Raw genomic sequence first — 25217 nt, 5'->3', positions numbered from 1 at the left:
GCTCAGAAGCCGCTCAACACGAGCTTGCCGATCGCGCGCCCGGCCTCGAGCAGCTGGTGCGCGCGCCGCACGTTCGCGGCGTTGATCGTGCCGAGCTGTTCACCGAGCGTCGTGCGCAGCGTCCCGCCGTCGACGAGCCGGGCCACCTCGCTCAGGATCCGGTGCTGCTCGATCATGTCCGGCGTCTCGAACATCGCGCGCGTGAACATGAACTCCCAGTGAAACGCGGCGCTCTTCGCCTTCAGGTGTTCGACCGGAACCGGCTTCCCGTTCTCGACGATCGTGCAAATGCCGCCCTGCGGCCGGATGACTTCCGCGGCGGCAGGGAAATGGCGATCCGTGTCATTGAAGATCAGCACGTAGTCGACGTTCGGGTGGCCGATTTCGCGCAACTGGGCCGGCAGGTCGCCGAAATGATCGACCACGTCGTCCGCGCCGAGCGAGCGCACCCATTCGGCCGACGCCGGCCGCGAGGCCGTCGCGATCACGTGCAGCTTGCCGAGCGTCTTCGCGAGCTGGATCGCGATCGAGCCCACCCCGCCCGCACCGCCGATGATCAGCACCGACTGGCCGGCGTCCGCGCCCTGCGGCGACACGCGCAGCCGGTCGAACAGCGCCTCCCAGGCAGTCAGCGCGGTGAGCGGCAACGCGGCCGCGGCCGCGAAATCGAGCGTGCGCGGCTTGAGCGCGGCGATGCGCTCGTCGACCGCGTGGAATTCGCTGTTCGCACCGGGCCGCGTGATGCTGCCCGCATAGAACACCTCGTCGCCCGGCTGGAACAGCGTGACCTCGGCGCCGACCGCGACGACCGTGCCGGCCGCATCCCAGCCGAGCACGCGCGGCGTTTCCTCAACCTGCGGCTTCGGCGCGCGCACCTTGGTGTCGACCGGGTTCACGGAAATCGCCTCGACCTTCACCAGCAGGTCGCGCGGGCCCGGCACCGGTTGCGGCAAGTCCACGTCGAGCAGCGCCTGCGGGTCGTCGATCGGCAGGTAACGGGTCAGTCCAACGGCTTTCATCACGACACTCCTTCTGGGTTCACGGAAATCGGTCGGGCCGCGACGCAGCCCCATGGATCCCATCGTAGGCCGCCCGATCATTTCAGAAAACCGCTATATTTCCTGAAACATTTTCAGGAATTTCCGAATAATGACGTCTGATCCGGTACCCGCCCCCGACAAGCCGCTCGACCTGCTCGACGTCGGCCTGTTCGTGCGCGCCGCCTTGCTCGCGAACGTGACCGCGGCCGGGCGCGAGTTCGGCGTGTCGGCCGCCGTCGCGAGCGCGCGCATCGCGCAACTGGAGCGCCAGCTCGGCGCACGGCTGCTGCATCGCACCACGCGCCGCATCAGCCTCACGCAGGACGGCGAAGTCTTCATGGCACGCGCCGAGGCGCTGCTGTCGGCCGCCGACGCCGCACGCGCATCGGTCGGGCACGGCCGCAGCGAGCCGTACGGGCGGCTGAAGGTGTCGATGTCGTCGTCGTTCGGCCGCCAGCACGTCGCACCGGTGATTCCTGCGTTCCTGCGCCGCTATCCGTCCGTGTCGCTCGACCTGCGGCTGTCCGACGAGATCGTCGACCTCGTCGACGACGGCTACGACGTCGCGATCCGCCTCGGCGCGCTGAAGGATTCGACGCTCGTCGCGCGCAAGCTCGCGACGAACCGGCGCGTGCTGTGCTGCTCGCCCGCGTATCTCGCCGAACGCGGCGCGCCGCGCCATCCGGCCGACCTCGCGCAGCACGAATGCGTGATCCTCGGCGACCAGCGCGACTGGTCGTTCGCGACGCCGCAAGGCCCGCTTACCGTGCGGGTCGGCGGCCGGCTCGTCGCGAGCAACGGCGAGGCGATCCGCGAAGCGCTCGTCGACGGCTTCGGCATCGCGATCAAGTCGACCTGGGACGTCGGTCCGCTGCTCGCGAGCGGCGCGCTCGTCACCGTGCTCGACGACTATCCGTTCGCGAACGACATCGCGATCTGGGCCGTCTATCCGAGCCGCGCGCACGTGCCGCTGAAGACGCTCGCCTTCATCTCGTTTCTCGCCGATCACTTCGGCGATCCGCCTTACTGGGATCGCGCGGACGCACGATAGACGCCGGCACCGGCCCGCGGCTCCCGGCGCCGCTCACGGCCGCATCCGCCCGCGATCCGATCGCGCCCGGATACCAACCGGCTACAATGGCGCGTTCGCGACGTCGTGGCCCGCAGCCGAACGGGGCCCGCGCTCGCAGGTGGCCGCATGCCGGCCGCGCACGCGTTTCATTCGCTTCCAACCATTCCGTCATGACCCAGAACCTCGTCATCCAGAGTCTCGCGCCGCTGTCGGACGCGCATCACAAACCGCTGCTCGCGCTGTCGCGCGGCACCCGCATCGTGCAGACCGACGATCACGCGCTGCGCATCGAACACGCGAATCCGGCGCAGCGTCTCGACATCGACGCGTACTGCGGCACCCATGCGCTCGACTTCGGCTTCGTCGACGCCGGCCGCACGCTCGCCGATTTCGGGCTCGTCGTGATGGACATGGATTCAACGCTGATCACGATCGAATGCATCGACGAGATCGCCGACTTCTGCGGGCTGAAGACGCAGGTCGCCGAAATCACCGAAGCCTCGATGCGCGGCGAGATCCGCGACTTCAACGAAAGCCTGACGCGCCGCGTCGCGCTGCTCGCGGGCCTCGACGCGCAGGCGCTCGAACGCGTGTACGAGGAACGGCTGCAACTGTCGCCGGGCGCCGAGGCGATGCTCGCCGGCGTGAAGGCCGCGGGCGCGAAGACGCTGCTCGTGTCGGGCGGCTTCACGTTCTTCACCGAGCGTCTGAAGGCGCGCCTCGGCCTCGACTACGCGCACGCGAACACACTCGAGATCGTCGACGGCAAGCTGACCGGCAAGGTGCTCGGCGAGATCGTCAACGCGGACGTGAAGGCGCGCATGCTGCGCGATGCGTGCGCATCGCTCGGCATCGCGCCGAGCTGCGCGATCGCGATGGGCGACGGGTCGAACGACCTGAAGATGATGGCCGAAGCCGGGCTGTCGGTTGCATTCCACGCGAAGCCGGTCGTGCGCGATGCGGCCACCGTCGCGTTCGACCACGTCGGCCTCGACGGGCTGCTGCGGCTGTTCTGATCCGCGCGAGCCGCCAATGAAAAACGCCGGCGCGATGGTGGATCGCGCCGGCGTGTCGTTTTTCTGCCGCGATCAGCGGCCGAGCGTGGCCTGCAGCGCGCGCTCGACGTCCGCACGCAGGTCGGCTTCGTCCTCGAGACCGACGTAGAAACGCACCAGCGTGCCGCGATGCGGCCAGTCCGCGCGCATCGACGCGACGTCGTACGGCATCGCGAGGCTGCATGCGCCGCCCCAGCTCCAGCCGATCGCGAACAGCTCGAGCGCCTCGACGAAACGGTCGATCTGCTCGGCGCTGTAGCGTGCGTCGAACACCACCGAGAACAGCCCGCCCGCGCCCGTGAAGTCGCGCACGAACGATTCATGGCCCGGGCAGTCCGGCAGCTGCGGATGCAGCACCGCCGCGATTTCCGGCCGTGCCTTCAGCCACTGCGCGAGCGCGAGCGCGCTCTTGCTGTGCGCGTCGAAACGCACCTGCATGCTCGGCAGGCTGCGCATCACGAGCGAGCAGTCGTCCACCGACACGCCGATCCCGCAACGCATCCGCGCGAGCTTCAGTTGCGCGTGCAGTTCCGCATTCGCCGTGATCGTCGAGCCCATCAGCACGTCGCTGCCACCCGACTGATACTTGGTCAGCGCCTGCACCGAGATGTCGACGCCGTGCTCGAACGGCTTGAACGCAAGCCCGGCCGAATACGTGTTGTCGATCGCGGTGACGATGCCGCGCGCCTGTGCGACGGTCGTAATCGCACGCACGTCGGGCACTTCCATCGTCACGGAACCCGGCGCCTCGATCCAGATCAGCCGCGTGTTCGGCTGGATCAGGTCGACGATGCCGGCGCCCACGAGCGGATCGTAGAAACGCGCGGTGATGCCGAAGTCCTTCGCGAGCCAGTTGCCGAAATCGGCGTTCGGTCCGTAGATGTTGTGCGGGATCAGCACGTCGTCACCCGCCTTCACGATCCCGAAATAGACGTTCATGATCGCCGCGAGGCCCGACGGCTGCAGCAGCGCGTGCGTGCCGCCCTCGATCTCGGCGAGTCGCTGCGCAAGCGCGAGCGACGTCGGGGTCGCATGCAGCCCGTAGCGCCACTGGTTGTCGTTGTGCCAGACCAGCGCACGCATCGTCGCGAGATCGGGAAACACGACCGTCGACGCGCGCTCAACCGGCGGCACGAACGAGCGGAAGCCTTCCGGAATGACGTCGTCGGGTTGAACGATGCGGGTTTGCAGTGCGCGCTTCGGAGTGGATGCAGTCATGGCAGAGGGCGGGCACAAGGCCGTTCGGTTGCGGAATAGCTTGCTAGATTAGCCAAAATCGGCGCGCCTGACCCGGTACAATGCGCGCCGCGCGCGCCAAGCCAGCGCGCGCCCGGTCGCTCTCAGTCGCCGGTACGCAGGTTGACCACGCCGCCGACCGTCTCGATGTCCTGCACCTGACCGCTGCGGACCTGCAGCGCCGCGCGCTTGGCCGGCGTGGAATGCAGCACGACAGGTTGCGGATCCGATTCGTCGGAATTCATCCGGTCGGCCTTCAGGTCGCCGGTCGAATCGAAGCGGCCGATCCACACGCCCGTGATGTTCGTGCCGTCGTTCGATTCCTCGATCTCGAGCGTATCGCCGTCGCGGTCGCCCGCAAGCAGGATCACCTCGCCGGTATCCGTGAACTGGTATTCGCCGTGCACGCCCTCTTCGTCCGTCTTCGGACCGAGATGCACGACGATCGGCCGATCGCCGAGCGTGCCCTCGTAGCGCGGCAGCCGGGCAAATTCAGGATTCGGCCGCAGCGGCCGCGCAGGCGCCGGCTCATCCTGCTGCGCACCCGATGCGGCAACCTGTGCCGCAGCCATGCCCGGCATCGCGAAGCCCGCTGCCAGCGCGCCGGCGAGCACGAGCGCTCGTTGCCATTCCGAATATCGACCCACCTTGTATTGCTCCTTGCTTCAGATTCGCTCGCCGACTGCGGCGATTGGCCGTGACCGTGCGACGCCGATACACATCGTGGCGAACGCACAGCGACCGCGGTACGCACACCGGCCGCCCCCCCTCACGTCGTTCGAATGAACCGATCGTGCGCGGCCGCGACCCGCGTGCGTCATGCGCGTCAGCCCTGCATCAGGCGTTCCACCGCATCGCGGTGCGGAATCGGCGCGACCGCGCCGTAGCCCGTCGTCGACAGTGCCGCTGCCGCGTTCGCATAGCGCGCGGCCGCGAACGGGTCGTCGCCCGCGACGATCCGCGCGACGAACGCGCCGCCGAAGCAGTCGCCGGCGCCCGTCGCATCGAGGGCCTCCACCGTGAAGCCCGGCACGACGCGTCGCTCGTGCGGCGTCGCAACGTATGCGCCTTCCTTGCCGAGTTTCAGCGCGACGACCTGCGGCCCGTGTTCGAGCATCGCGTCGACGATCGCGTCGCGATCGTTCGCGCCGGTGAGTGCCGTGACGTCGTCCCAGCTCGGCAGGCAGATGTCCGTCTGGCGCAGCGCCTCGCGCATCACCGCGCGGGCGCGCGGCAGCGGCCACAGCTTCAGGCGCAGGTTCGTGTCGAAGCTGACCTGCGCGCCGTTGCGGCGCGCATGGTCGATCGCGGCGAACGCGGCATCGCACGCGGCCGCGCTGATCGCGAGACTGATGCCGGACAGGTGCACGGCCTTCGCCGCGGCCAGCGCATCGAGCGGCAGGTCGGCCACCGCATAGCGGCTCGCCGCGGAGCCCGCGCGCAGATAGTCGAACTGATGGCCGTCAGCGCCGTGCGTGACGAAATACACGCCGGTCGGCGCCGTGCGGTCGACCCGCACGTACGTCGTATCGACGCGTTCCGACGCCCACATGTCGGCCAGCAGCCGGCCGAACGGATCGTCGCCGATCGCCGACACGAAGCCCGTCGACGCGCCCTGGCGCGCCGCGGCGATGCAGAAATTCGACGTGTCGCCGCCGAAGCCCTGCAGGAACTCCGGACGGCCCGGCTGCGACTGGTTGAATTCGATCATCGCCTCGCCGAGCGCGAGGATCTGCGGAAACACTGCGGTCATCGCTTAAACCTCGCCCCACAGATCATGGCCGTCCGCGCCCGTGATCTTCACCGACACGAAATCGCCGACCTTGTAGCGCTTCGACGCCTTCGTCGCCGGCTCGACATAGACGACACCGTCGATCTCCGGCGCATCCGCCGCCGTGCGGCCAATGCCGCCTTCCGCGCTGACTTCGTCGATCAGCACCTTGAGCGTCTTGCCGACCTTGCGCTGCATGCGCTGCGCCGACACTTCCTCCGCGACTTCCATGAAGCGCGCGCGGCGTTCCTCGCGAACGTCGTCCGGCAGCGCGCCGTCAAGTTCGTTCGCGGTTGCGCCTTCGACCGGCGAATACGCGAAGCAGCCGACGCGGTCGAGATCCGCCTCGCGGATGAAGTCCAGCAGCGTTTCGAACTGCTCTTCCGTCTCGCCGGGGAAGCCCGCGATGAACGTGCTGCGGATCGTCAGGTCCGGGCAGATCTCGCGCCACTTCTGCACGCGCTCGAGCACCTTCTCGGCGTTCGCCGGGCGCTTCATGCGCTTGAGCACTTCCGGATGCGCGTGCTGGAACGGCACGTCGAGATACGGCAGCACGTGCCCCTTGAACGGGCCGTCGGCCATCAGCGGAATCACTTCGTCGACGCTCGGATACGGATACACATAGTGCAGACGCACCCATGCGCCGTACTGCGCGGCCAGTTCGCCGAGCGCGGCGACCAGGTCGGTCATGCGCGTCTTGATCGGCTTGCCGTTCCAGAAGCCCGTGCGGTACTTCACGTCGACGCCGTACGCGCTCGTGTCCTGCGAGATCACGAGCAGTTCCTTCACGCCCGACTTGAACAGGTTCTCCGCCTCGAGCATCACTTCGGCGACCGGACGCGACACGAGGTCGCCGCGCATCGACGGGATGATGCAGAACGTGCAGCGGTGATTGCAGCCTTCGGAGATCTTCAGGTACGCGTAATGGCGCGGCGTGAGCTTGATGCCGGCAGGCGGCACCAGATCGACAAACGGGTCGTGCGGCTTCGGCAGATGCGAATGCACGGCCTGCATCACTTCGCCCACCGCGTGCGGGCCGGTGACGGCGAGCACCTTCGGGTGGACTTCCTCGATGAGGTTCGAGCCGCTGGCGCTCGACTTCGCACCCAGGCAGCCGGTGACGATCACCTTGCCGTTTTCGGTCAGCGCTTCGCCGATCGCGTCGAGACTCTCCTGCACGGCTTCGTCGATGAAGCCGCAGGTATTGACGACGACGAGGTCGGCGCCATCGTACGTGCCGGAGATTTCATAACCTTCGGCGCGCAACTGGGTGATGATTTGTTCGGAGTCGACGAGCGCCTTCGGGCACCCGAGCGAAACGAAGCCTACTTTGGGGGACTGGGACATCTGGAATGTGGGGGCGTGGCGGCAAAAGCGTGAGTTTACAGCTATTTATGGGTCAGCGAGGCAAAACCGGTGGTTGGCACGCGGCGGATCGCGATACCGATGTGCTGCCCGTGCGGGTGCGCCGGGCGGGCAGCGAAATGCGATCCGGCCCTTTCCATGCGGCGCGACGGGCCGGCGGACACGGCCGCCCCGCGCCACGCCACGAAAAACCTCGTAACAATCGCCCCGGAACCACCCCGCCGCTATGCGAAAATCGCAGCATCCGCTCTCTTCACACCCAACGGGGTTCGCATGACCACCCACATCACGATCGAATTCACCGAGCACGCCGCCGAAACCATCGGCGAGCAAACCAGCACCAGCTTTTCGTATGACCAGGGCGCGCATGTGCCGCAACCCGGCGACTTCGTCGAACTCGAGAATTCGCGGCAGACGTTTCTCGTAATCGGTCGCGTGTTTTCGCTGAAGGCGAACTACAGCGCGGTGAAGCTCGTGCTCGACCTTCCGCCTGCGGAAGACCATCAGGATTTCGATCCGGCACTTTGAGCAAGGAAAGCCGGCGCACCGCGCCGGCACGGGCACGGGGGGCACGAAACGCAATCACGGCCGGCACACGCGCGAACGCGCACCGCCGGGCACATCACGCACCGGTTCGGCCTGACTGACTGCCTGGAATTCGCTCGACCGCGCAACGGTCTTGCCCACCTGACGCGAAGGCACGGGCATTCGGTGCCGACGATCAAGCACGACCGTCGGCAGGCATCCTGCGGCGGCCGGCCACCGACCCTCATCGTGCCCAAGCACACGATCGGTCGCCTCGCACCGCCGCACGTCGCGGCGCCGACCGACCCGCGGCCGGCCCGCCGCAAATACGTTACTTCTTCTCCGGCTCCGGCGCGCCCGGTTGCTTGAACGGGAACGTGCTGAACATCGACTTCGCCTGGTTCTGCATCTGCTCCTGCATCTGCACGAACATGTTCTTCGACTGCTCGATGTAGCTCGTCATCATCCCTTGCATCATCGGCGCCTGCATGTTCATGAACTGCGACCAGACCTCCGGATTCATCGCGTTCCCTTCGTAGAGGTTCTTCGATTGATCCGCGAGCTTGTTCTGGATGTCGATGAATGCCTGGATGTTCTTTTCCAGGTACGTGCCCATCATGCCCTGCATCGCATGACCGTAGAAACGGATGATCTGCGACAGCATCGACGACGAGAACATCGGCACGCCGCCACTCTCTTCCTCGAGGATGATCTGCAGCAGGATGCTGCGCGTCAGGTCTTCGTTGGATTTCGCATCGACGACCTTGAAGTCCTCCTGTTCCAGCACGAGCTGCTTGACGTCAGTCAGCGTGATGTACGTGCTCGTCTCGGTATCGTAGAGCCGGCGGTTCGGGTACTTCTTGATGAGCCGCTCGGCCGTTTTCTTTGTAGTAGTCATGTAACGCCTTCGTGTGCAGCGTAGCGCAAGTGACAAATCCCCGCCGCCCGAATCCGGGAGGCGGGGGCCTTCGGACACGCCGGGCCGCGCAGCCATTTCGCCTGCGCAGCCCGGACGTTCAGCCCATGTGCAGGCCGCCGTTCAGCGAGAAGTCGGCACCCGTCGCGAAGCCGGAATCGTTCGACGCGAGCCACGCGACGATCGAACCGATTTCCTCCGGGCCGCCGAGACGTCGCACAGGAATCGTCGCGACGATCTTCTCGAGCACGTCCGGGCGGATCGCCTTCACCATGTCGGTGCCGATGTAGCCGGGCGACACGGTGTTGACCGTCACGCCCTTTGTTGCGACTTCCTGCGCGAGCGACATCGTGAAACCGTGGATGCCTGCCTTCGCGGTCGAGTAGTTCGTCTGGCCGAACTGCCCCTTCTGGCCGTTCACCGACGAAATGTTGACGATCCGGCCCCAGCCGCGCTCGACCATCCCGTCGATCACCTGCTTCGTCACGTTGAACAGGCTCGTCAGGTTGGTGTCGATCACCGCCGTCCAGTCTTCATGCGTCATCTTGCGGAACACGACGTCGCGCGTGATGCCCGCGTTGTTGACCAGCACGTCGATCTCGCCGACTTCGGCCTTGACCTTGTCGAATGCGTCCTTGGTCGAGTCCCAGTCGCCGACGTTGCCTTCCGATGCGATGAAATCGTACCCGAGCGCCTTCTGGTCCTCGATCCATTTCACCCGGCGCGGCGAGTTCGGGCCGCAACCCGCGACCACCTTGAAGCCGTCTTTCGACAGACGCTGGCAGATGCTGGTGCCGATGCCGCCCATCCCGCCCGTTACGTACGCAATTCGCTGAGACATAAATCTCACTCCATTTCTTGGTTTTGAGAGCCGCCGGAGGCCCCTCTGACTTCACGTGGCACCGGCCGAAGCCGCAATCGGCCGGTGCCCGGATCGGTTTGGCGGTGACGAACGGCCGGTTACGGACGTTCGACCGCGAGTGCGACGCCCATCCCGCCGCCGATGCACAGCGATGCCAGCCCGCGCTTCGCGTCGCGCTTGACCATCTCGTGCAGCAGCGTCACCAGGATCCGGCAGCCCGATGCGCCGATCGGGTGACCGATCGCGATCGCGCCGCCGTTCACGTTCACCTTCGACGTGTCCCAGCCCATCTGCTTGTGCACCGCCAGCGCCTGCGCCGCGAATGCCTCGTTGATTTCCATCAGGTCCAGGTCGCCCGGCGTCCAGCCCGCACGCTCCAGCGCGCGGCGCGAGGCCGGCACCGGGCCCATCCCCATCACGCTCGGATCCACGCCCGCGTTCGCGTACGCCTTGATCCGCGCAAGCGGCGTCAGGCCAAGAGCCGCCGCCTTCTGCGCCGACATCACCAGTACCGCGGCTGCGCCGTCGTTCAGGCCCGACGCGTTCGCGGCCGTCACCGAACCGTCCTTCGAGAACGCCGGCTTCAGGCCCGCCAGCGATTCCGCCGTCACGCCGTGACGCACGAATTCGTCGGTCGCGAACTGCAGCGGCTCGCCCTTGCGCTGCGGAATCGACACCGGCACGATCTCGTCGTTGAAACGGCCGGCCTTCTGCGCGGCTTCCGCCTTGTTCTGCGACAGCGCGGCGAACGCGTCCTGCTCTTCGCGCGTGATCCCGTATTCCTTCGCGACGTTCTCCGCCGTGATGCCCATGTGGTACTGGTTGTACACGTCCCACAGGCCGTCGACGATCATCGTGTCGACCAGCTTCGCATCACCCATCCGGAAGCCGTCGCGCGAGCCCGGCAGCACGTGCGGCGACGCGCTCATGTTTTCCTGACCGCCTGCGATCACGATCTCCGCGTCGCCTGCCATGATCGCGTTCGCTGCCAGCATCACGGCCTTCAGGCCCGAGCCGCACACCTTGTTGATCGTCATCCCCGGCACTGCGCTCGGCAGGCCGGCCTTGATCAGCGACTGGCGCGCCGGGTTCTGCCCCGAGCCCGCCGTCAGCACCTGACCCATGATCACTTCGCTCACCTGATCGGGCTTCACGCCCGAGCGCTCCAGCACCGCGCGAATCACCGTCGCGCCGAGTTCCGGTGCTGCAACCTTCGCGAGCGAGCCGCCGAATTTGCCGACCGCGGTCCGCGCGGCCGATACGATCACTACGTCCGTCATTTCCCTTTCCTCCAGGCCCGCACGACACGGCGCATCGCTACCGGCCCTGTTAAAAAAACTGCGGTGCACCGGACAGCGTGCGCCGCTGTCCGGTTTTCGTCAATCGCGCTGCAACACGTAACGGCCCGGCGCCGACTCGATCACCGGGAACTGCGCCGAACCGAGCTTCGCGGGCGGCGCCACCTTGCGGCCGCCGTACTGGTCGAGCCATTCGACCCAGGTCGTCCACCAGCTGCCCGGCTGCTCGGTCGCGCCGGCAAACCAGTCGTCCGCGGACTCGGGCAGCTCGCCGTCGTTGATCCAGTAGCTGCGCTTTTTCTTCGCCGGCGGATTGATCACGCCTGCAATGTGCCCCGATGCGCCGAGCACGAACTTCAGCGGGCCCGTCAGGATCGACGTCGATTCATAGGCGGTCTGCCACGGCACGATGTGATCCTCGCGCGACCCGTAGATGAAGGTCGGCACGTCGATGCGCGACAGGTCGACGGATTCGCCGCACACTGTCAGCGCGCCGGGCACGCGCAGCTTGTTCTCGAGATACGTATTGCGCAGGTACCACGCGTACATCGGGCCGGGCAGGCTCGTCGAATCGCTGTTCCAGTACAGCAGGTCGAACGGCGCGGGCGTGCGGCCCTTCAGGTAGTTGTCGACGACGTAGTTCCACACGAGGTCGTTCGGTCGCAGGAACGAGAACGTGTTCGCGAATTCGACGCCGCGCATCAGCCCCGGCGGCGTGCCGTTCTTGCCGCCGATGGTCTGCTCGCGCATCTGCACGTGCGCCTCGTCGACGAACACGTCGAGGATGCCGGTATCGGTGAAGTCGAGCATCGCGGTCAGCAGCGTCATCGACGCGGCCGGATGTTCGCCGCGCGCGGCGAGCACCGACAGCGCCGTCGCGAGCATCGTGCCGCCGACGCAGAAGCCGAGCGTGTTGATCTGCTCGCGGCCGCTGACCTGCTGCACGGCATCGATCGCCGCGAGCAGCCCTTCGTTCATGTAGTCGTCCCAGGTCTTGTGCGCGACCGATGCGTCGGCATTGCGCCACGACACGAGGAACACCTGATGACCGCTCGACAGCGCGTGCGCGACGAGCGAATTCTCGGGCTGCAGGTCGAGGATGTAGAACTTGTTGATGCACGGCGGCACGATCAGCAGCGGACGCTCGAACACCTTGTCCGTCTTCGGCGTGTACTGGATCAGCTGGAGCAGGTCGTTCTCGTAGACGACCGCGCCTTCGGTACACCCGAGGTTCTTGCCGACCACGAACTGCGATTCGTCGGTCTGCGAAATCTTGCCGCGCTGCATGTCGCCGAGCAGGTTCATCATCCCCTGCCGCAGGCTTTCGCCCTGCGTCTCGAGAATGGATTTCTGCGCATCGGGATTGAGCGCGAGGAAGTTGCTCGGCGCGGCCGCGGCCGTCCATTGCTGGACCGAGAAACGGATGCGCTCGCGCGTCTTCGGATCGGTCTCGAGCGCGTCGGCCAGTTCCTGCAGATAACGCGCGTTGAGCAGGTACCACGCCGCGGCGAACGCATGCGCGGGCGAAGCCTTCCACGCATCCGCGCTGAAGCGGCGGTCCTTCAGCTCCGGCGCTTCGAGCTTCGCGGCGACGCTCTGCTGCATCAGCGTCATGCAGTCGCGCGCATAGTCGGCCTGCAGTTTCTGGAGCCGTTCGGGCGGAATCGCGGCAACCGGCAGCTTCAGCCCGGCGAACGGCGACGCCATGCCGCCGAGGCTGCCCAGGTCGGGCATCGACGGCATCTGGAACGGAAGCGATGTCGGGAGCTGGAATGCGGCGAACGGGTTCGCCGTGGCCGCCGTCGTGGCGGCACGCGCCGGATCGGCGAAACCGCGCCATGCGTTCAGCCATGACTCGAACATCTGCTGCATCGGCTGAGTGGCCTGGTCGAATCCGGTGCTGCCCGCGGAAGTGCCCGCCTGAGCGGACGTCGACGAATTTTTCGATGCTGTCATTACCTGCCTTACCGGTGATTCGTGAGCGTCAATCGTGAAATCCTGCTCGCGCGCGGCGTGCCGGCTGCGAGCCGGGCCGTCATGCTCTGGAGAGGCGTCTCCAGATTCTGCCGCAGTGCGGTATTTTTATCATTATCGTTTTCCCCATGTGAAGCGCGGCGTCAAACCACTGAACATTTCTGCACGGAGATAATCGGCGCGCAACAAGCGGGACAAGGCTTCCGGCGAAACATAAAACATATTGACCGACTTGACTTCGCGATTATTCATTCGATTGCCCATGCCACGCCGCATTGCTGCGCCAATATCGAGATAAAGCGATTGCGCGGCGCAATAAAGCGCGCGCAATCAATCGATCAGTCGGCAAGCCAGATCGCCGCGGCCATGCGGCCGGTCACACGGTCGCGCCGGTACGAATAGAAACGCGCGTGTTCGGCGACCGTGCAGGCGGACCCGCCGCTCATGTGCGCGACGCCCGCGCGCACGAGGCGCAGGCGTGCAAGCGCATAGAGATCGGCGAGAAACTTGCCGGGGGTGCCGTCGATCGCGGCGAACGCTTGCCGGGTGTCATCATGCTCCGACAGCGGAGCCGTGTCGAGAAACGCATCGCGTACATCGGCGCCGACTTCGAACGCCTGCGGGCCGATCGCCGGCCCGAGGTACGCATGGAGTTCGTTCGCCGCACCGCCGGCGAGCGCCGCGACGCGCGCCGCGGTCTGTTCGACGATACCGGCCGCGAGCCCGCGCCAGCCCGCATGCGCGGCGCCAACCGCGCGCCCCTGCGCATCGCACAGCAGCACCGGCAGGCAATCCGCGACCATCACGACGCACACGGCATTCGCGCGCGCCGTGACGCTCGCGTCGGCCTGCACGGGCGCAGCAGCACCGGGGGCGGCGTCGATCACCTCGTCCGCGCGCACGATCTGCGCGCCATGAACCTGCTCGAGCCATGCCGCGCCCGACTGTCCCGCCAGCGCAAGCAGGCGCGCGCGGTTCGCGGCGACATGCGCCGGATCGTCACCGGTATGCAGGCCGAGATTCATGCCGCCCGGCAGCGCGACGCCGTCCTGCCAGCGGCCGTACGGGCCTTCGCTGACCCCGCCGTCGCGCGTCGTGATCAGCGCGCGCACGCGCGGCGACACCTGCCAGTCGGGCCGTACACAGTCCTGCCATGTCAACGGCGCAAGGTTCGTCATCGGCACTCACTCCTCGTCATCGTCGTCCGGATACGACTCGTCGTCGTGATCCTCGTAGTCGCCGCCGAAGTCGCCATCGTCGTAGGCGCCTTCATCGTCGAAATCCTCGTCGCCCTGCCCGAACCCGAGCGCCGCGACGAGCGCGTTCATGTCGTCCGGCAACGGGCAGCGCCACTGCATCGTCCTGCCCGTGACCGGATGCACGAGGCCGAGCCGCCACGCATGCAGCGCCTGCCGCGCGAACCCGTCCGGCAGCGGCGCGACCGAGCGCTTGCCGCGCGCGCGGCCGTACACCGGATCGCCGAGCAGCGGGTGCCCGACGTGCGAGCAGTGCACGCGGATCTGATGTGTACGACCGGTTTCGAGATCGCACTGGATCGCGGACACCGGCTGACGTTGCCACATGCATGTGTCAACCGTGCGGAAATGCGTGCGAGCCGGCTTGCCCGACGCGCCCGTGACGACGGCCATGCGCGTGCGTTCGCGCGGATCGCGGCCGATCGGCGCGTCGATCGTGCCGTCTTCCGGCATCATCCCCCACACGAGCGCGAAATAGCGGCGCTTCACCGTGCGCGCCTGCAACTGGCGCACGAGGTCGGTCTGCGCGGCGAGCGTGCGCGCGACCACCATCAGGCCGGACGTCTCCTTGTCGAGCCGGTGGACGATCCCGGCGCGCGGCAGGCCGGCAGCGGCGTCGCCGTAGCGATGCAGCAGGCCGTTGAGGATCGTGCCGCTCCAGTTGCCGGCGGCCGGATGGACGACGAGCCCGGCCGGCTTGTTGATGACGACGAGCGCGTCGTCCTCGTAGATCACGTCGAGCGGCACCGGCTCCGGCGTAAACGCCAGCTGCTCCGGAAGCAGGTCGGGCACGAGTTCGATCTTCGCGCCGAGCGGCACCGGCTGGCGGATCTTCGCCGGCGCGCCGTCGACCAGCACGCGCTGCGCCTCGATCCAGCTCTGCAGGCGGCTGCGGGAGAATTCAGGGAACAGCTGGGCGAGCGCCTTGTCGAGTCGTTCGCCCGCGAGCGACAGCGGCACTTCGACGATACGCGGCGTCTCATCGGCCGCGGCGGAAGGCACGACAGGCGGCTGCATCGCGCCTGCAGCGAGATCGTCATCGGGGGAATCCACCGATGCAGCGTCGGCGGGCCGATCGCTTGGGCTATAATCTTCGCGATTTGGCTTGCCCCGCGGGGCATTCTGCGAACTTGAACGGGTCATTTAGACTGGGTCACCGAGACTTGAAGCTAGGACATGCGAGCATGATGAATTCGACCAAACGTACGGCCAAGACCGTCGCCGCCCGAGCTGCGGCGGTAGCGGCCGCGGCCCTCATCGCCGGCTGCCACGGCTTGCCGCAGAAGCAGGACGAGACGGCTACCTGGTCGAACAACAAATTATACTCAGAGGCCCAGGACGCACTGTCCGGCGGCGACTGGGGCAAGTGCGCGAAATACTTCGAATCGCTGCAAGGTCGCGATCCGTTCGGCCATTTCGCGCAACAGGCGCAGATCAACGTCGCGTACTGCAACTGGAAGGACAACGAAGCGGCAGCCGCCGACCAGGCCGTCGACCGCTTCATCCAGCTCCACCCGGATCATCCGGACATCCCGTACGCGTACTACCTGAAGGGGATGATCCACTTCAACGACGATCTGGGCCTGTTCGGCCGCTTCTCCGGCCAGGACATGAGCGAGCGCGATCCGCAGGCACTGCGCGAATCGTACGATGCGTTCAAGGTCGTCGTCGACCGTTACCCGAAGAGCAAGTACGCACCCGACGCCGCGGCCCGGATGCGCTACATCGTCAACGCGCTCGCGTCGCACGAAGTGCACGCGGCCGACTACTACTATCGGCGCGGCGCCTATGTGGCGGCGATCAACCGCGCTCAGCTCGCGATCAAGGACTACAAGGGTGCGCCGGCCATCGAGGACGCGCTGCACATCATGATCCTGTCGTACGGCAAGCTGAACGAGCCGCAACTCGCCGACGACACGAAGCGCGTGCTCGCGGGTACGTTCCCGGACAGCCCGTACATCACCGGCCATTCGCGCCCCGGCGCGAAGAAGTCGTGGTGGCAGTTCTGAGCCACAGCGGCAGCAGATAGAAAAAACCCGGCCATCGAGCCGGGTTTTTTATTGGCACCGCATGCGGGACAAGCACATGCGGCGGGCGGTCACGCGCGCTTTTGCGCGCGATGCTCGTCGAAGAAGTCCTGCACGACCGCGATCTCGCGGGTGCGCTTGAACGGCGGCAGGCTCTGCCAGATCCGCCTGCCGTACGGCTTGTCGACGAGCCGCGTGTCGCAGATCATCAGCACGCCGCGATCCGTCTCTGCACGAATCAGGCGCCCGGCGCCCTGCTTCAGCGTGATCACGGCCTGCGGCAACTGGTGAACCGCGAACGGGCTCAGGCCCTTCTTGGTGAGCGCATCGAGCCGCGCGGCCAGCACCGGATCGTCGGGCGGCGCGAACGGCAGCTTGTCGATCACGACGAGCGACAGCGCGTCGCCGCGCACGTCGACGCCTTCCCAGAAGCTCTGGCTGCCGACGAGGATCGCATTGCCGTGCGAACGGAAGCGATCGAGCAGCTCGGTACGGCTCGCATCGCCCTGCACGAGCAGCGGCGTGTTCCAGCCGCGCGACTCGATCACGTCGCGCAGCTTCGACGCGATCCGGTCGACCGCGCGCAGCGTCGTGCACAACATGAACACGCCACCGCCCGACGCCTCGATCGCCGGCAGCGCGGCATCGAACACGGCATCGGTAAAGGTCGGCGACGACGGCTGCGGCAGGTTGCGCGGCACGTACAGCAGGCCCTGCGTCTGATAGTCGAACGGGCTCGCGAGCGTCATCGAGCGTCGCGAACTGAGCCCCATCTGCGCCGCGTAGTGCGTGAAGTCGCCGCGCACCGACAGCGTCGCCGACGTGAAGACCCAGGCGCGCGGCACACCGGCGCGCTGCTTCGCGAAAATCGGTGCGACCGACAGCGGCGTTTCGTGCAGTTGCACGGTATGCGCGAACACTTCGACCCAGCGCACCTTCTCGTTCGGATCGCCGTCGGTGGCTGCCTTGTCGCCGGCTGCCGCAGCGTCGGCCTTCGCCGCCGCTTCCGCCGCGCCGGGTGTCACCCAGCCGGCCAGCAGGTCCTGCAGCTCGCGGGCGCGCCGCAGGCACGCACCGAGCGATTCCGCCCGCTCGGCCTGGCTCGCCAGCGCCGATGCCAGCGCATCGAGCGCCGTCTCGAGCGCGTCCAGCGCGCCGAACATCGGGTGATCGTCGCCGAGCTGCGCGAGCGACATGCGCACGATCTGGTCGTTCGCGAACGCGAGACGCAGATCGCGCGCCGCGCGCTCGAGATCGCCGCCGAGCTTCACCCACTCGACCGCATCGCGCGCATGGCTCAGGCCTTCGGCCACCGTATCGCGCGCGAGTTCGAGGATCTGCGTGGTCGACAGCGTCTCGCCGAAGAACAGCGTCGCGGTCTCGGGCAACTGGTGCGCTTCGTCGAAGATCACCGTGTTCGCGTTCGGCAGCAGTTCGGCCATCCCCGTGTCGCGCAGCATGATGTCCGCGAAGAACAGGTGATGGTTGACAACGACGATGTCGGCCTGCTGCGCCTCGCGGCGCGCCTGCATCACGAAGCACTCCTTGTAGTGCGGGCACTCCTGGCCGAGGCAGTTGTCGCGCGTCGACGTGACCATCGACCACACGGGCGCCGTCTCCGGCACGCTCGCGAGTTCGGCCTTGTCGCCGCTCTTGGTGATTTTCGCGAAACGGACGATTTCCTGCAGGTACGCGGTGTCCTGCCGCGACGGCAGGCGACCGTTGTCGGCCGTGCGCTGCAGGTAGTAATGGCACAGGTAGTTCGAGCGGCCCTTGAGCATCGCGACCGTCACCGGCACCGCAAGCGCGTTGCGCACCGTCGGGATGTCGCGCTGAAAGAGCTGGTCCTGCAGGTGCTTCGTGCCGGTCGACACGATCACCTTGCCGCCCCACAGCATCGCGGGCACCAGATACGCGTAGGTCTTGCCCGTGCCGGTGCCGGCCTCGACGATCAGCGTGTTGTCGCCGCTGTCGCTGTCGGACTCGGCCGCGCCGTCCGCGGCCGGGTCGGCCGCCTTGTCGCCGTCGCCGAGCCGGCGCGCCGGTCGCTTGCGGGTCTCGAAGATTTCCGGCTCGGGCATCCGGCGCGCGGACGCCTCCATCGCGGACGCAACGGCGCGCGCCATTTCGATCTGCGACAGGCGTGGGTGATATCCGTCGAGCGCGCGCGCGAGCAACCCGCCTTCGCCGAAGATCGTGTCGAGCTCGTCGACACGCTTGCGGCTCAGCTCAAAGGTACCTTCGGGCGCACGAACGCGTCCGGCGGACGACACGTCACGCCGGGCATCGGGGGTGGCTTCAAGCGGTGAATTCAAGGCAAGCGTTCCTGTGTCCAGCGCCCGGGCGGCGCCGGCGCTCGCCAGGCCGCGCTCAGGCGCGCTTATCCGGTTCCAGCTGCGATTGCAGCAAAATGATTTTGTCCTTGGCAGCCAGCTTTTCCTTCTTCAGCCGGTGCAGCGTGACGTCGTCGATGTCGGAGTGCCCTTCTTTCAGCTCGATCTCCCGAGCGAGCTGCTGGTGCTGCTCCTGCAATGCAGCCAAACGGTTATGCAATTCCTGCTGCTGTTCCGTGTGACGGTTTTGCATACTTGCCTCCTCATCGAAGCAGCGCGCCGGCTGGCGTGCCGACACGCTCGAGACTGATTCCGGGTCAATCCAACACGTTACTGCCCCTGCTGTTGCTGCTGCTTGGCCTTCTCGGCCGCTTCCTGCTGACGCCGTTCGACATCGGCCTTGTGCTGCGCGGCTTCCTGCTGCTTCTGCTGGTAGCGCGCGGCGTTGTCCGCCCGCTCCTGCGCCTTCTGCGCGGCCTGCTGGTGCGCCTGGTCGAGCTTGCTCTGGTAGTCCGCCTGCTTCTGGTCGTATGCCTGCTTGCTCGCGGCATGCTGCGGCCCTTCAGCGCCGCGCTGCGCCTGCTTCAATGCATTCTGCTCCTGCTTGTCGCGGAACGCAGCCGCGTTCGCCGCATCGGTCGCTGCCCGCTGCGGCGCTTCCGCCGCATTCTGCGCCTGCTTCAGCGCCTGTTGCTGGTCACGCTGCTGCGCACGGACCGCGCGCTGCTCGTCGTCGAGCGCGAGTTGCTCCTGGCGAATGCTCGCCCGCTCCTCGCGCATCTGGTCGCGCGCATTGCCGAGACAGTGATTGACGAAGAACTTGCTGTAGCAATCGTGCTCCGCCACCGCATAACGATAATCGTTTTCCGCGGAACGTTGATTGAGCACTTTTTGACGGGCGTCAAAATCCTGCGTGGCGGAAGCCGCAACGGGCGCAGCTGCGACGGCGTCCGGCGCGACGGCGCCCGATGCCTGCGCGTACGCGGCGGAAGGCCCTGCGGACAAAGCCGCGGCAAGCGCTGCACCGAGCGCGACGAGAGAAATGCGGGAAGTTGGCAACGTCGTAGGAAAGCTGCGGGACATGTGTCAAATTCTATCACCCCCGGCTGGACGCTCCGCCATTTATGGCAAAATGCCCCGCTTCACTCACCCGCGGCATCAGGTCCGGCGGGCCTGTCACGCAGCCCGCCGCGCGCGGCCTGCCGGCCCGCGCCGCGATTTCAGCAGGCAGATCATCCACGACATGACGGAAACCGTAGCACTCAAGATCGTACAGCGCATCGCCACCGAACTGTCCGTCCAGCCGCGCCAGGTCGCGGCGGCCGTGCAACTCCTCGACGAAGGCTCGACCGTTCCGTTCATTGCCCGGTACCGCAAGGAAGTGACCGGCAACCTGGACGACACGCAGCTGCGCCAGCTCGAGGAACGCCTCCTGTATCTGCGCGAACTCGAGGATCGCCGCGCGACGATCCTGTCGAGCATCGACGAGCAAGGCAAGCTGACCGACGAGCTGCGCGCCGCGATCGACGCGGCCGACAGCAAACAGGTGCTCGAAGACCTTTATCTGCCGTACAAGCCGAAGCGCCGCACGCGCGCGCAGATCGCCCGCGAAGCCGGCCTGGAGCCGCTCGCGCAGGCGCTGCTCGCGAACCCGCTGCTCGACCCGCAGACGGAAGCCGCCGCCTACGTCGACGCCGACAAGGGCGTCGCCGACGTGAAGGCCGCGCTCGACGGCGCGCGCGACATCCTGTCCGAGCAATTCGGCGAAACGGCCGAGCTGCTCGGTAAGCTGCGCGACTACCTGCACAGCCAGGGCGTCGTGTCGTCGGCCGTCGTCGAAGGCAAGGAAAACGAGGAAGGCGAGAAATTCCGCGACTACTACGATTACGCGGAAACGATCCGGACCGTACCGTCGCACCGCGCGCTCGCGCTGTTCCGCGGCCGCAATGCCGGCGTGCTGACCATCAAGCTCGGCCTTGGCGAAGAGCTCGACGCGCAGGTGCCGCACCCCGGCGAAGCGATGATCGCGCGCCATGTCGGGATCGCGAACCAGAGCCGTCCGGCCGACAAGTGGCTGTCCGACGTGTGCCGCTGGTGCTGGCGTGTGAAGGTGCAACCGCACATCGAGAACGAACTGCTCACGCAACTGCGTGAAACGGCCGAAGCCGAAGCGATCCGCGTGTTCGCCCGGAACCTGAAGGATCTGCTGCTGGCCGCGCCGGCCGGCCCGAAGGCCGTGATCGGTCTCGACCCCGGCCTGCGCACCGGCGTGAAGGTCGCCGTGGTCGACCGCACCGGCAAAGTGCTCGCCACCGACACGATCTACCCGCACGAGCCGCGCCGTGACTGGGACGGCTCGCTCGCGAAGCTCGCGCGCATCGCCGCCCAGACGCAGGCCGAGCTGATCAGCATCGGCAACGGCACCGCGTCGCGCGAAACCGACAAGCTCGCGAGCGAACTGATCACGAAGCACCCCGAACTGCGACTGCAGAAGATCGTCGTGTCGGAAGCCGGCGCGTCGGTCTACTCGGCGTCCGAACTCGCTGCGAAGGAATTCCCGGAAATGGACGTGTCGCTGCGTGGCGCCGTATCGATTGCCCGCCGCCTGCAGGATCCGCTCGCCGAACTCGTGAAGATCGAACCGAAAGCGATCGGCGTCGGCCAGTACCAGCACGATGTGAACCAGCGTGAACTCGCCCGCTCGCTCGACGCGGTGGTCGAGGATTGCGTGAACGCGGTCGGCGTCGACGCGAACACCGCGTCGGTCGCGCTGCTCGCCCGCGTATCGGGCCTGAACGCGACGCTCGCGCGCAACATCGTCGACTACCGCGACGCGAACGGCCCGTTCCCGTCGCGCGAGCACCTGCGCAAGGTGCCGCGGCTCGGCGACAAGACCTTCGAACAGGCGGCCGGCTTCCTGCGCATCAACGGCGGCGAGAACCCGCTCGATCGCTCGTCGGTGCACCCGGAAGCCTATCCGGTCGTCCAGCGGATCCTTGCGAAGATCAGCAAGCGGATCGACGACGTGCTCGGCAGCCGCGACTCGCTGTCCGGTCTGTCGCCGGCAGAATTTGTTGACGAACGTTTCGGCCTGCCGACCGTGCGCGACATTCTGTCCGAACTGGAAAAACCGGGTCGCGACCCGCGTCCGGAATTCAAGACCGCAACGTTCCGCGACGGCGTCGAGAAGGTCTCCGACCTGATGCCTGGCATGCTGCTTGAAGGGGTCGTGACGAACGTCGCCGCATTCGGCGCATTCGTGGACATCGGCGTGCACCAGGACGGCCTCGTCCACGTGTCCGCGATGTCGACGAAGTTCATCAAGGATCCGCACGAAGTCGTGAAGGCGGGCCAGGTCGTCAAGGTCAAGGTGATCGACGTCGACGTGAAGCGCCAGCGCATTGCGCTGACGATGCGCCTCGACGACGAAGCGGCCGCCCCCGGCATGGCACCGCGTGGCGGCCAGGATCGCGGCAACGCCGGCCGCGGCGCGGCACGCCCGCAGCGCTCGCGCGAGCCGGAACCGGCCGGCGCAATGGCCGCGGCATTCGCGAAGCTCAAGCGCTGAGCACGCGAACGCTGTCGACCGACGACAAAAAGCCCGCCGAATGGCGGGCTTTTTTCATGGCTCGAACGGCGAAACGGCGAGCGCGCGGCCGGATCGACACGAGCCGCATGTGCGGCCCGCGCGCGGCGTTCAGATCTCGATCTTGGTGCCGAGCTCGACGACGCGGTTCGCCGGAATCGAGAAGAAGTCGGTCGGCTTGGCCGCGTTCTGGTGCATCCACGCGAACACGCGTTCGCGCCAGATCGACATGCCCGGCAGATGCGTCGGCACGACCGTCTCGCGCGCGAGGAAGAACGACGTGTCCATCAACTCGAACGTCATGTCGTGCGTACGGCCGAACTCCTCGAGCACCGCCTTCACGTCCGGCGTCTCGTTGAAGCCGTACTGGGCCTTGACGATGTAGAGGCCGCCGCTCGCATCGCGCGAACTGAGGCGCTTGTCGTCGCGCACATACGGGATGTCGCGCGTGACGAACGTCAGGAAGATGGTCCGCTCGTGCAGCACCTTGTTGTGCTTCAGGTTGTGCAGCAGGCTCACGGGCACGAGCTTGTCGTTGCCGGTCAGGTAGATCGCGGTGCCCGACACGCGGTGCGGCGGATGCGCGAGCAGCCCCTGCAGGAACGGCTCGAGCGGAATACCGTCGGCCGCTGTGCGTTCCTTGACGATGTGCCGCCCCTTGTACCAGGTCATCAGCAGGAAGAACAGCAAACCGCCGATGCCGAGCGGCAGCCAGCCGCCCTGCGCGACCTTCAGCAGGTTCGCGCCGAAGAAGCCGAGGTCGATCGCGAGAAACACCGCGATGATTGCGCCGACCAGCAGCCGGTTCCAGTTCCACACCTTCACCATCACGACGCACGCCAGCACGGTCGTGATCACCATCGTTGCGGTCACCGCAATACCGTACGCGGCCGCGAGGTTGTCCGAGCTCTTGAAGCCGACCACGATGCAGAGGATCACGAACAGCAGCAGCCAGTTCACGACTGGCACGTAGATCTGACCGATCGCCAGTTCGGACGTGTGCAGCACCTTCATGCGCGGCACGTAGCCGAGCTGGATCGCCTGCGACGTCAGCGAATACGCGCCCGAGATCACCGCCTGCGACGCGATCACGGTCGCCACCGTCGACAGCACGACGAGCGGCAGCAGCGCCCAGTCCGGTGCAAGCAGGAAGAACGGGTTTTCGATTGCCTTCGGATTCTGAATCAGCAGCGCGCCCTGGCCGAAGTAGTTCAGCACGAGCGACGGCATCACGAGCCCGTACGCGGCCAGACGGATCGGCTTCGCGCCGAAGTGGCCCATGTCCGCGTAGAGCGCTTCCGCACCGGTCAACACCAGCACCACGGAGCCCAGCACGACGTAGGCCTGCAGCAGGTGGTCCGCCATGAACGACGCCGCGTAGTACGGGTTGATTGCCGCGACGATGCCCGGCACGCGCACGATGTGATAAACGCCGAGTGCCGCGATCGCGATGAACCACAGCACCATGATCGGGCCGAACAGCTTGCCGACCATCGCGGTGCCGTGACGCTGGATCCAGAACAACGCGATCAGGATCACGATCGTGATCGGCAGCACGAGATGAGACAGGTGTGGCGTCGCGATCTCGAGGCCTTCGACCGCCGACATCACGGAGATCGCCGGCGTGATCACCGCGTCGCCGTAGAACATGCACGCGCCGAATATCCCGAGCGCCATCAGCGCGCCCGCGACGCGGGTTTTCGAATCGAGCGGCCGCAGCGACAGCGCCATCAGCGCGAGCACGCCGCCCTCGCCGTTGTTGTCGGCCCGCATCACGAACAGCAGGTACTTGACGCCGACCACGAGGATGATCGCCCAGAACAGCAGCGAGATCACGCCGAGGATCGAGCTTTCGGTGAGCGGAATGCCGTGTGCGGGGCTGAACGCCTCCTTCAGCGAATACAGCGGGCTCGTGCCGATATCGCCGAACACGACGCCGATGGCTGCTATCGCAAGCGCCCGCATCGAATGTTGGTGTGTCGAATTCGCGTGGGCCGCGTCGGTCGCCTGGATCGTGTCGTTCATATGAAGCGTAATAATCGGGTCCGATTCGGACAAAACGAGCGCTATTCTACTCGCGCCCCCGTGAAACGCTGCCCTGCCCTGTTGCCCTGAAACCACGTGACCTTACGCCGCGCATGCAATCCGGCGCGAGCTGTGGCAGGGCTGCCATCATAGCCGGGGCCGCGCCGTCTGCCTACCGCGTATGCCAACCGCCGCGCCGGCAAATCCGGTCCGCCAATGAAAAACGGCGCCGCAAGCGGCGCCGTACAAGGCTTTCCTTCGATCGGCCGGCCGCTTACGCGCCCGAACCGTCGCGCTGCGCGCGACCGCGCTTGATCCACGCCTCGAGGTTGTGCGGACGAACCGTGTCCCACTCCTCGAACGGCTGATGAATCCACGGATTCGTCGGCAGATACTGCGTGTGATAGTCGGGCTGGACCTTCGAGCAACCCTTGTACCAGAGCACGGCCGAACGCACGGCCGTGACCGCCGGATAACGTTCCTTCAGGTGCTCCTGCACCCGCGCGAGCGTGACGCCCGAATCGACCAGATCGTCGACCAACAGCACGTTGCCCGCGAGGTGGCCGCGCGTCATCGTGATGTACTGCGCGATGTCCAGCTCGCCCTGCTCGGTGCCGGCCGCTTCGCGGTACGAACTCGTCGCGAGGATCGCCAGCGGCACGTCATAGATCCGCGACAGCTGGTCGCCGACGCGCAGACCGCCGCGCGCGAGGCACAGGATCTGGTCGAACTTCCAGCCCGAAGCATGCACCTGGAGCGCGAGCAGTTCGATCAGACGATGGTATTCGTCCCAGCCCACCCACAGGTTCTTGTCGTCGTTACGCGGATCAGTCATCAAGTCTGCCGCCGTCATCGTGATTTGCTGCGTCATGCTGA

22 protein-coding genes are annotated in these 25217 nt (G+C 66.6%); 5 read left to right on the top strand and 17 right to left on the bottom strand.

All coding sequences use genetic code 11. The features are described from left to right. Positions 1-2 precede the first annotated feature (2 nt). The gene (locus tag BX604_RS35760; RefSeq protein WP_098556341.1) at positions 3-1019 is read right to left on the bottom strand and encodes a zinc-binding alcohol dehydrogenase family protein; all 1017 of its coding nucleotides are present in this window, start codon (positions 1017-1019) and stop codon (positions 3-5) included. Positions 1020-1149: 130 nt separating this feature from the next. Here BX604_RS35760 and BX604_RS35755 point away from each other — a divergent pair, with 130 nt between their 5' ends. Both BX604_RS35755 and serB read left to right on the top strand, forming a co-directional pair. After that, on the top strand, positions 1150-2091 hold the full coding sequence (locus BX604_RS35755; protein ID WP_098556339.1) for a LysR family transcriptional regulator: 942 nt from the start codon (positions 1150-1152) through the stop codon (positions 2089-2091). 191 nt (positions 2092-2282) lie between these two features. Further along, positions 2283-3128, top strand: a complete 846-nt coding sequence (gene serB, locus BX604_RS35750) for a phosphoserine phosphatase SerB (RefSeq protein WP_098556337.1) — start codon at positions 2283-2285, stop codon at positions 3126-3128. Positions 3129-3200: 72 nt separating this feature from the next. Here the strand turns inward: serB and BX604_RS35745 are convergent, their stop codons facing one another. From BX604_RS35745 to rimO, 4 genes are all read right to left on the bottom strand, one after another. Further along, positions 3201-4385 (bottom strand): cystathionine beta-lyase, encoded by a 1185-nt coding sequence (locus tag BX604_RS35745; protein WP_098556334.1) that lies wholly within the window; start codon positions 4383-4385, stop codon positions 3201-3203. 122 nt (positions 4386-4507) lie between these two features. Next, positions 4508-5050 (bottom strand): hypothetical protein, encoded by a 543-nt coding sequence (locus BX604_RS35740; RefSeq protein WP_098556331.1) that lies wholly within the window; start codon positions 5048-5050, stop codon positions 4508-4510. A gap of 179 nt (positions 5051-5229) precedes the next feature. After that, positions 5230-6156, bottom strand: coding sequence for a sugar kinase (locus BX604_RS35735; RefSeq protein ID WP_098556329.1), 927 nt, complete (start codon positions 6154-6156; stop codon positions 5230-5232). A gap of 3 nt (positions 6157-6159) precedes the next feature. Next, positions 6160-7521 (bottom strand): 30S ribosomal protein S12 methylthiotransferase RimO, encoded by a 1362-nt coding sequence (rimO, locus tag BX604_RS35730; RefSeq protein ID WP_098556326.1) that lies wholly within the window; start codon positions 7519-7521, stop codon positions 6160-6162. 291 nt (positions 7522-7812) lie between these two features. Here rimO and BX604_RS35725 point away from each other — a divergent pair, with 291 nt between their 5' ends. After that, the gene (locus tag BX604_RS35725; protein WP_098556324.1) at positions 7813-8067 is read left to right on the top strand and encodes a hypothetical protein; all 255 of its coding nucleotides are present in this window, start codon (positions 7813-7815) and stop codon (positions 8065-8067) included. A gap of 328 nt (positions 8068-8395) precedes the next feature. Here the strand turns inward: BX604_RS35725 and phaR are convergent, their stop codons facing one another. From phaR to BX604_RS35695, 7 genes are all read right to left on the bottom strand, one after another. Further along, positions 8396-8962, bottom strand: coding sequence for a polyhydroxyalkanoate synthesis repressor PhaR (gene phaR, locus BX604_RS35720; protein ID WP_011549704.1), 567 nt, complete (start codon positions 8960-8962; stop codon positions 8396-8398). Between the two features lie 118 nt (positions 8963-9080). Next, the gene (locus BX604_RS35715; RefSeq protein ID WP_098556321.1) at positions 9081-9821 is read right to left on the bottom strand and encodes a 3-ketoacyl-ACP reductase; all 741 of its coding nucleotides are present in this window, start codon (positions 9819-9821) and stop codon (positions 9081-9083) included. 119 nt (positions 9822-9940) lie between these two features. Continuing rightward, the gene (locus BX604_RS35710; protein ID WP_098556318.1) at positions 9941-11122 is read right to left on the bottom strand and encodes an acetyl-CoA C-acetyltransferase; all 1182 of its coding nucleotides are present in this window, start codon (positions 11120-11122) and stop codon (positions 9941-9943) included. A 99-nt stretch (positions 11123-11221) separates the two neighbouring features. Then, a complete protein-coding gene (gene phaC, locus BX604_RS35705; RefSeq protein ID WP_098556316.1) occupies positions 11222-13096 on the bottom strand; it encodes a class I poly(R)-hydroxyalkanoic acid synthase in 1875 nt (624 codons plus the stop codon). A 132-nt stretch (positions 13097-13228) separates the two neighbouring features. Next, positions 13229-13444, bottom strand: coding sequence for a hypothetical protein (locus BX604_RS38780; RefSeq protein ID WP_143748172.1), 216 nt, complete (start codon positions 13442-13444; stop codon positions 13229-13231). Positions 13445-13452: 8 nt separating this feature from the next. Then, positions 13453-14292 (bottom strand): peptidoglycan editing factor PgeF, encoded by an 840-nt coding sequence (pgeF, locus tag BX604_RS35700; RefSeq protein WP_098556584.1) that lies wholly within the window; start codon positions 14290-14292, stop codon positions 13453-13455. A gap of 6 nt (positions 14293-14298) precedes the next feature. Beyond that, a complete protein-coding gene (locus BX604_RS35695) occupies positions 14299-15513 on the bottom strand; it encodes an RluA family pseudouridine synthase (RefSeq protein ID WP_098556314.1) in 1215 nt (404 codons plus the stop codon). A 41-nt stretch (positions 15514-15554) separates the two neighbouring features. Here BX604_RS35695 and BX604_RS35690 point away from each other — a divergent pair, with 41 nt between their 5' ends. Beyond that, positions 15555-16379, top strand: a complete 825-nt coding sequence (locus tag BX604_RS35690; RefSeq protein ID WP_098556311.1) for an outer membrane protein assembly factor BamD — start codon at positions 15555-15557, stop codon at positions 16377-16379. Positions 16380-16468: 89 nt separating this feature from the next. Here BX604_RS35690 and BX604_RS35685 read toward each other — a convergent pair whose 3' ends face one another. The 3 genes from BX604_RS35685 to BX604_RS35675 form a co-directional block, all read right to left on the bottom strand. Further along, positions 16469-18712: an ATP-dependent DNA helicase gene (locus BX604_RS35685; RefSeq protein WP_098556304.1), complete on the bottom strand. Its 2244-nt coding sequence runs from the start codon at positions 18710-18712 to the stop codon at positions 16469-16471. A gap of 55 nt (positions 18713-18767) precedes the next feature. Then, on the bottom strand, positions 18768-18983 hold the full coding sequence (locus BX604_RS35680) for a YdcH family protein (protein WP_096508769.1): 216 nt from the start codon (positions 18981-18983) through the stop codon (positions 18768-18770). A gap of 77 nt (positions 18984-19060) precedes the next feature. Continuing rightward, on the bottom strand, positions 19061-19813 hold the full coding sequence (locus tag BX604_RS35675) for a hypothetical protein (RefSeq protein ID WP_098556301.1): 753 nt from the start codon (positions 19811-19813) through the stop codon (positions 19061-19063). A 160-nt stretch (positions 19814-19973) separates the two neighbouring features. On the opposite strand from BX604_RS35675, the gene BX604_RS35670 reads away from it, so the two are divergent. Continuing rightward, positions 19974-22298: a Tex family protein gene (locus BX604_RS35670; protein ID WP_098556298.1), complete on the top strand. Its 2325-nt coding sequence runs from the start codon at positions 19974-19976 to the stop codon at positions 22296-22298. Positions 22299-22427: 129 nt separating this feature from the next. On the opposite strand, the gene BX604_RS35665 is transcribed toward BX604_RS35670, so the two are convergent. Further along, positions 22428-24341, bottom strand: a complete 1914-nt coding sequence (locus BX604_RS35665; protein WP_098556295.1) for a potassium transporter Kup — start codon at positions 24339-24341, stop codon at positions 22428-22430. Positions 24342-24615: 274 nt separating this feature from the next. Beyond that, positions 24616-25212, bottom strand: a complete 597-nt coding sequence (locus tag BX604_RS35660) for a phosphoribosyltransferase (RefSeq protein ID WP_098556293.1) — start codon at positions 25210-25212, stop codon at positions 24616-24618. Positions 25213-25217: the final 5 nt, after the last annotated feature.

The organism is Burkholderia sp. JKS000303 (genome assembly GCF_002563755.1).
GTDB classification, from domain to species: Bacteria; Pseudomonadota; Gammaproteobacteria; order Burkholderiales; family Burkholderiaceae; genus Burkholderia; species Burkholderia anthina_B.
This window is presented reverse-complemented; position numbering and strand designations above follow the sequence as displayed.

Bases quoted from the DNA above. Each gene is read 5' to 3' on its own strand.
- phaC (WP_098556316.1), bottom strand. From the start codon at position 13,096: ATGACAGCATCGAAAAATTCGTCGACGTCCGCTCAGGCGGGCACTTCC.
- BX604_RS35745 (WP_098556334.1), bottom strand. From the start codon at position 4,385: ATGACTGCATCCACTCCGAAGCGCGCACTGCAAACCCGCATCGTTCAA.
- serB (WP_098556337.1), top strand. From the start codon at position 2,283: ATGACCCAGAACCTCGTCATCCAGAGTCTCGCGCCGCTGTCGGACGCG.
- phaR (WP_011549704.1), bottom strand. From the start codon at position 8,962: ATGACTACTACAAAGAAAACGGCCGAGCGGCTCATCAAGAAGTACCCG.
- BX604_RS35695 (WP_098556314.1), bottom strand. From the start codon at position 15,513: ATGACCCGTTCAAGTTCGCAGAATGCCCCGCGGGGCAAGCCAAATCGC.
- BX604_RS35680 (WP_096508769.1), bottom strand. From the start codon at position 18,983: ATGCAAAACCGTCACACGGAACAGCAGCAGGAATTGCATAACCGTTTG.
- BX604_RS35755 (WP_098556339.1), top strand. From the start codon at position 1,150: ATGACGTCTGATCCGGTACCCGCCCCCGACAAGCCGCTCGACCTGCTC.
- BX604_RS35670 (WP_098556298.1), top strand. From the start codon at position 19,974: ATGACGGAAACCGTAGCACTCAAGATCGTACAGCGCATCGCCACCGAA.
- BX604_RS35760 (WP_098556341.1), bottom strand. From the start codon at position 1,019: ATGAAAGCCGTTGGACTGACCCGTTACCTGCCGATCGACGACCCGCAG.
- BX604_RS35665 (WP_098556295.1), bottom strand. From the start codon at position 24,341: ATGAACGACACGATCCAGGCGACCGACGCGGCCCACGCGAATTCGACA.
- pgeF (WP_098556584.1), bottom strand. From the start codon at position 14,292: ATGACGAACCTTGCGCCGTTGACATGGCAGGACTGTGTACGGCCCGAC.
- BX604_RS35690 (WP_098556311.1), top strand. From the start codon at position 15,555: ATGATGAATTCGACCAAACGTACGGCCAAGACCGTCGCCGCCCGAGCT.
- rimO (WP_098556326.1), bottom strand. From the start codon at position 7,521: ATGTCCCAGTCCCCCAAAGTAGGCTTCGTTTCGCTCGGGTGCCCGAAG.
- BX604_RS35675 (WP_098556301.1), bottom strand. From the start codon at position 19,813: ATGTCCCGCAGCTTTCCTACGACGTTGCCAACTTCCCGCATTTCTCTC.
- BX604_RS35735 (WP_098556329.1), bottom strand. From the start codon at position 6,156: ATGACCGCAGTGTTTCCGCAGATCCTCGCGCTCGGCGAGGCGATGATC.
- BX604_RS35710 (WP_098556318.1), bottom strand. From the start codon at position 11,122: ATGACGGACGTAGTGATCGTATCGGCCGCGCGGACCGCGGTCGGCAAA.
- BX604_RS35715 (WP_098556321.1), bottom strand. From the start codon at position 9,821: ATGTCTCAGCGAATTGCGTACGTAACGGGCGGGATGGGCGGCATCGGC.
- BX604_RS35660 (WP_098556293.1), bottom strand. From the start codon at position 25,212: ATGACGCAGCAAATCACGATGACGGCGGCAGACTTGATGACTGATCCG.
- BX604_RS35725 (WP_098556324.1), top strand. From the start codon at position 7,813: ATGACCACCCACATCACGATCGAATTCACCGAGCACGCCGCCGAAACC.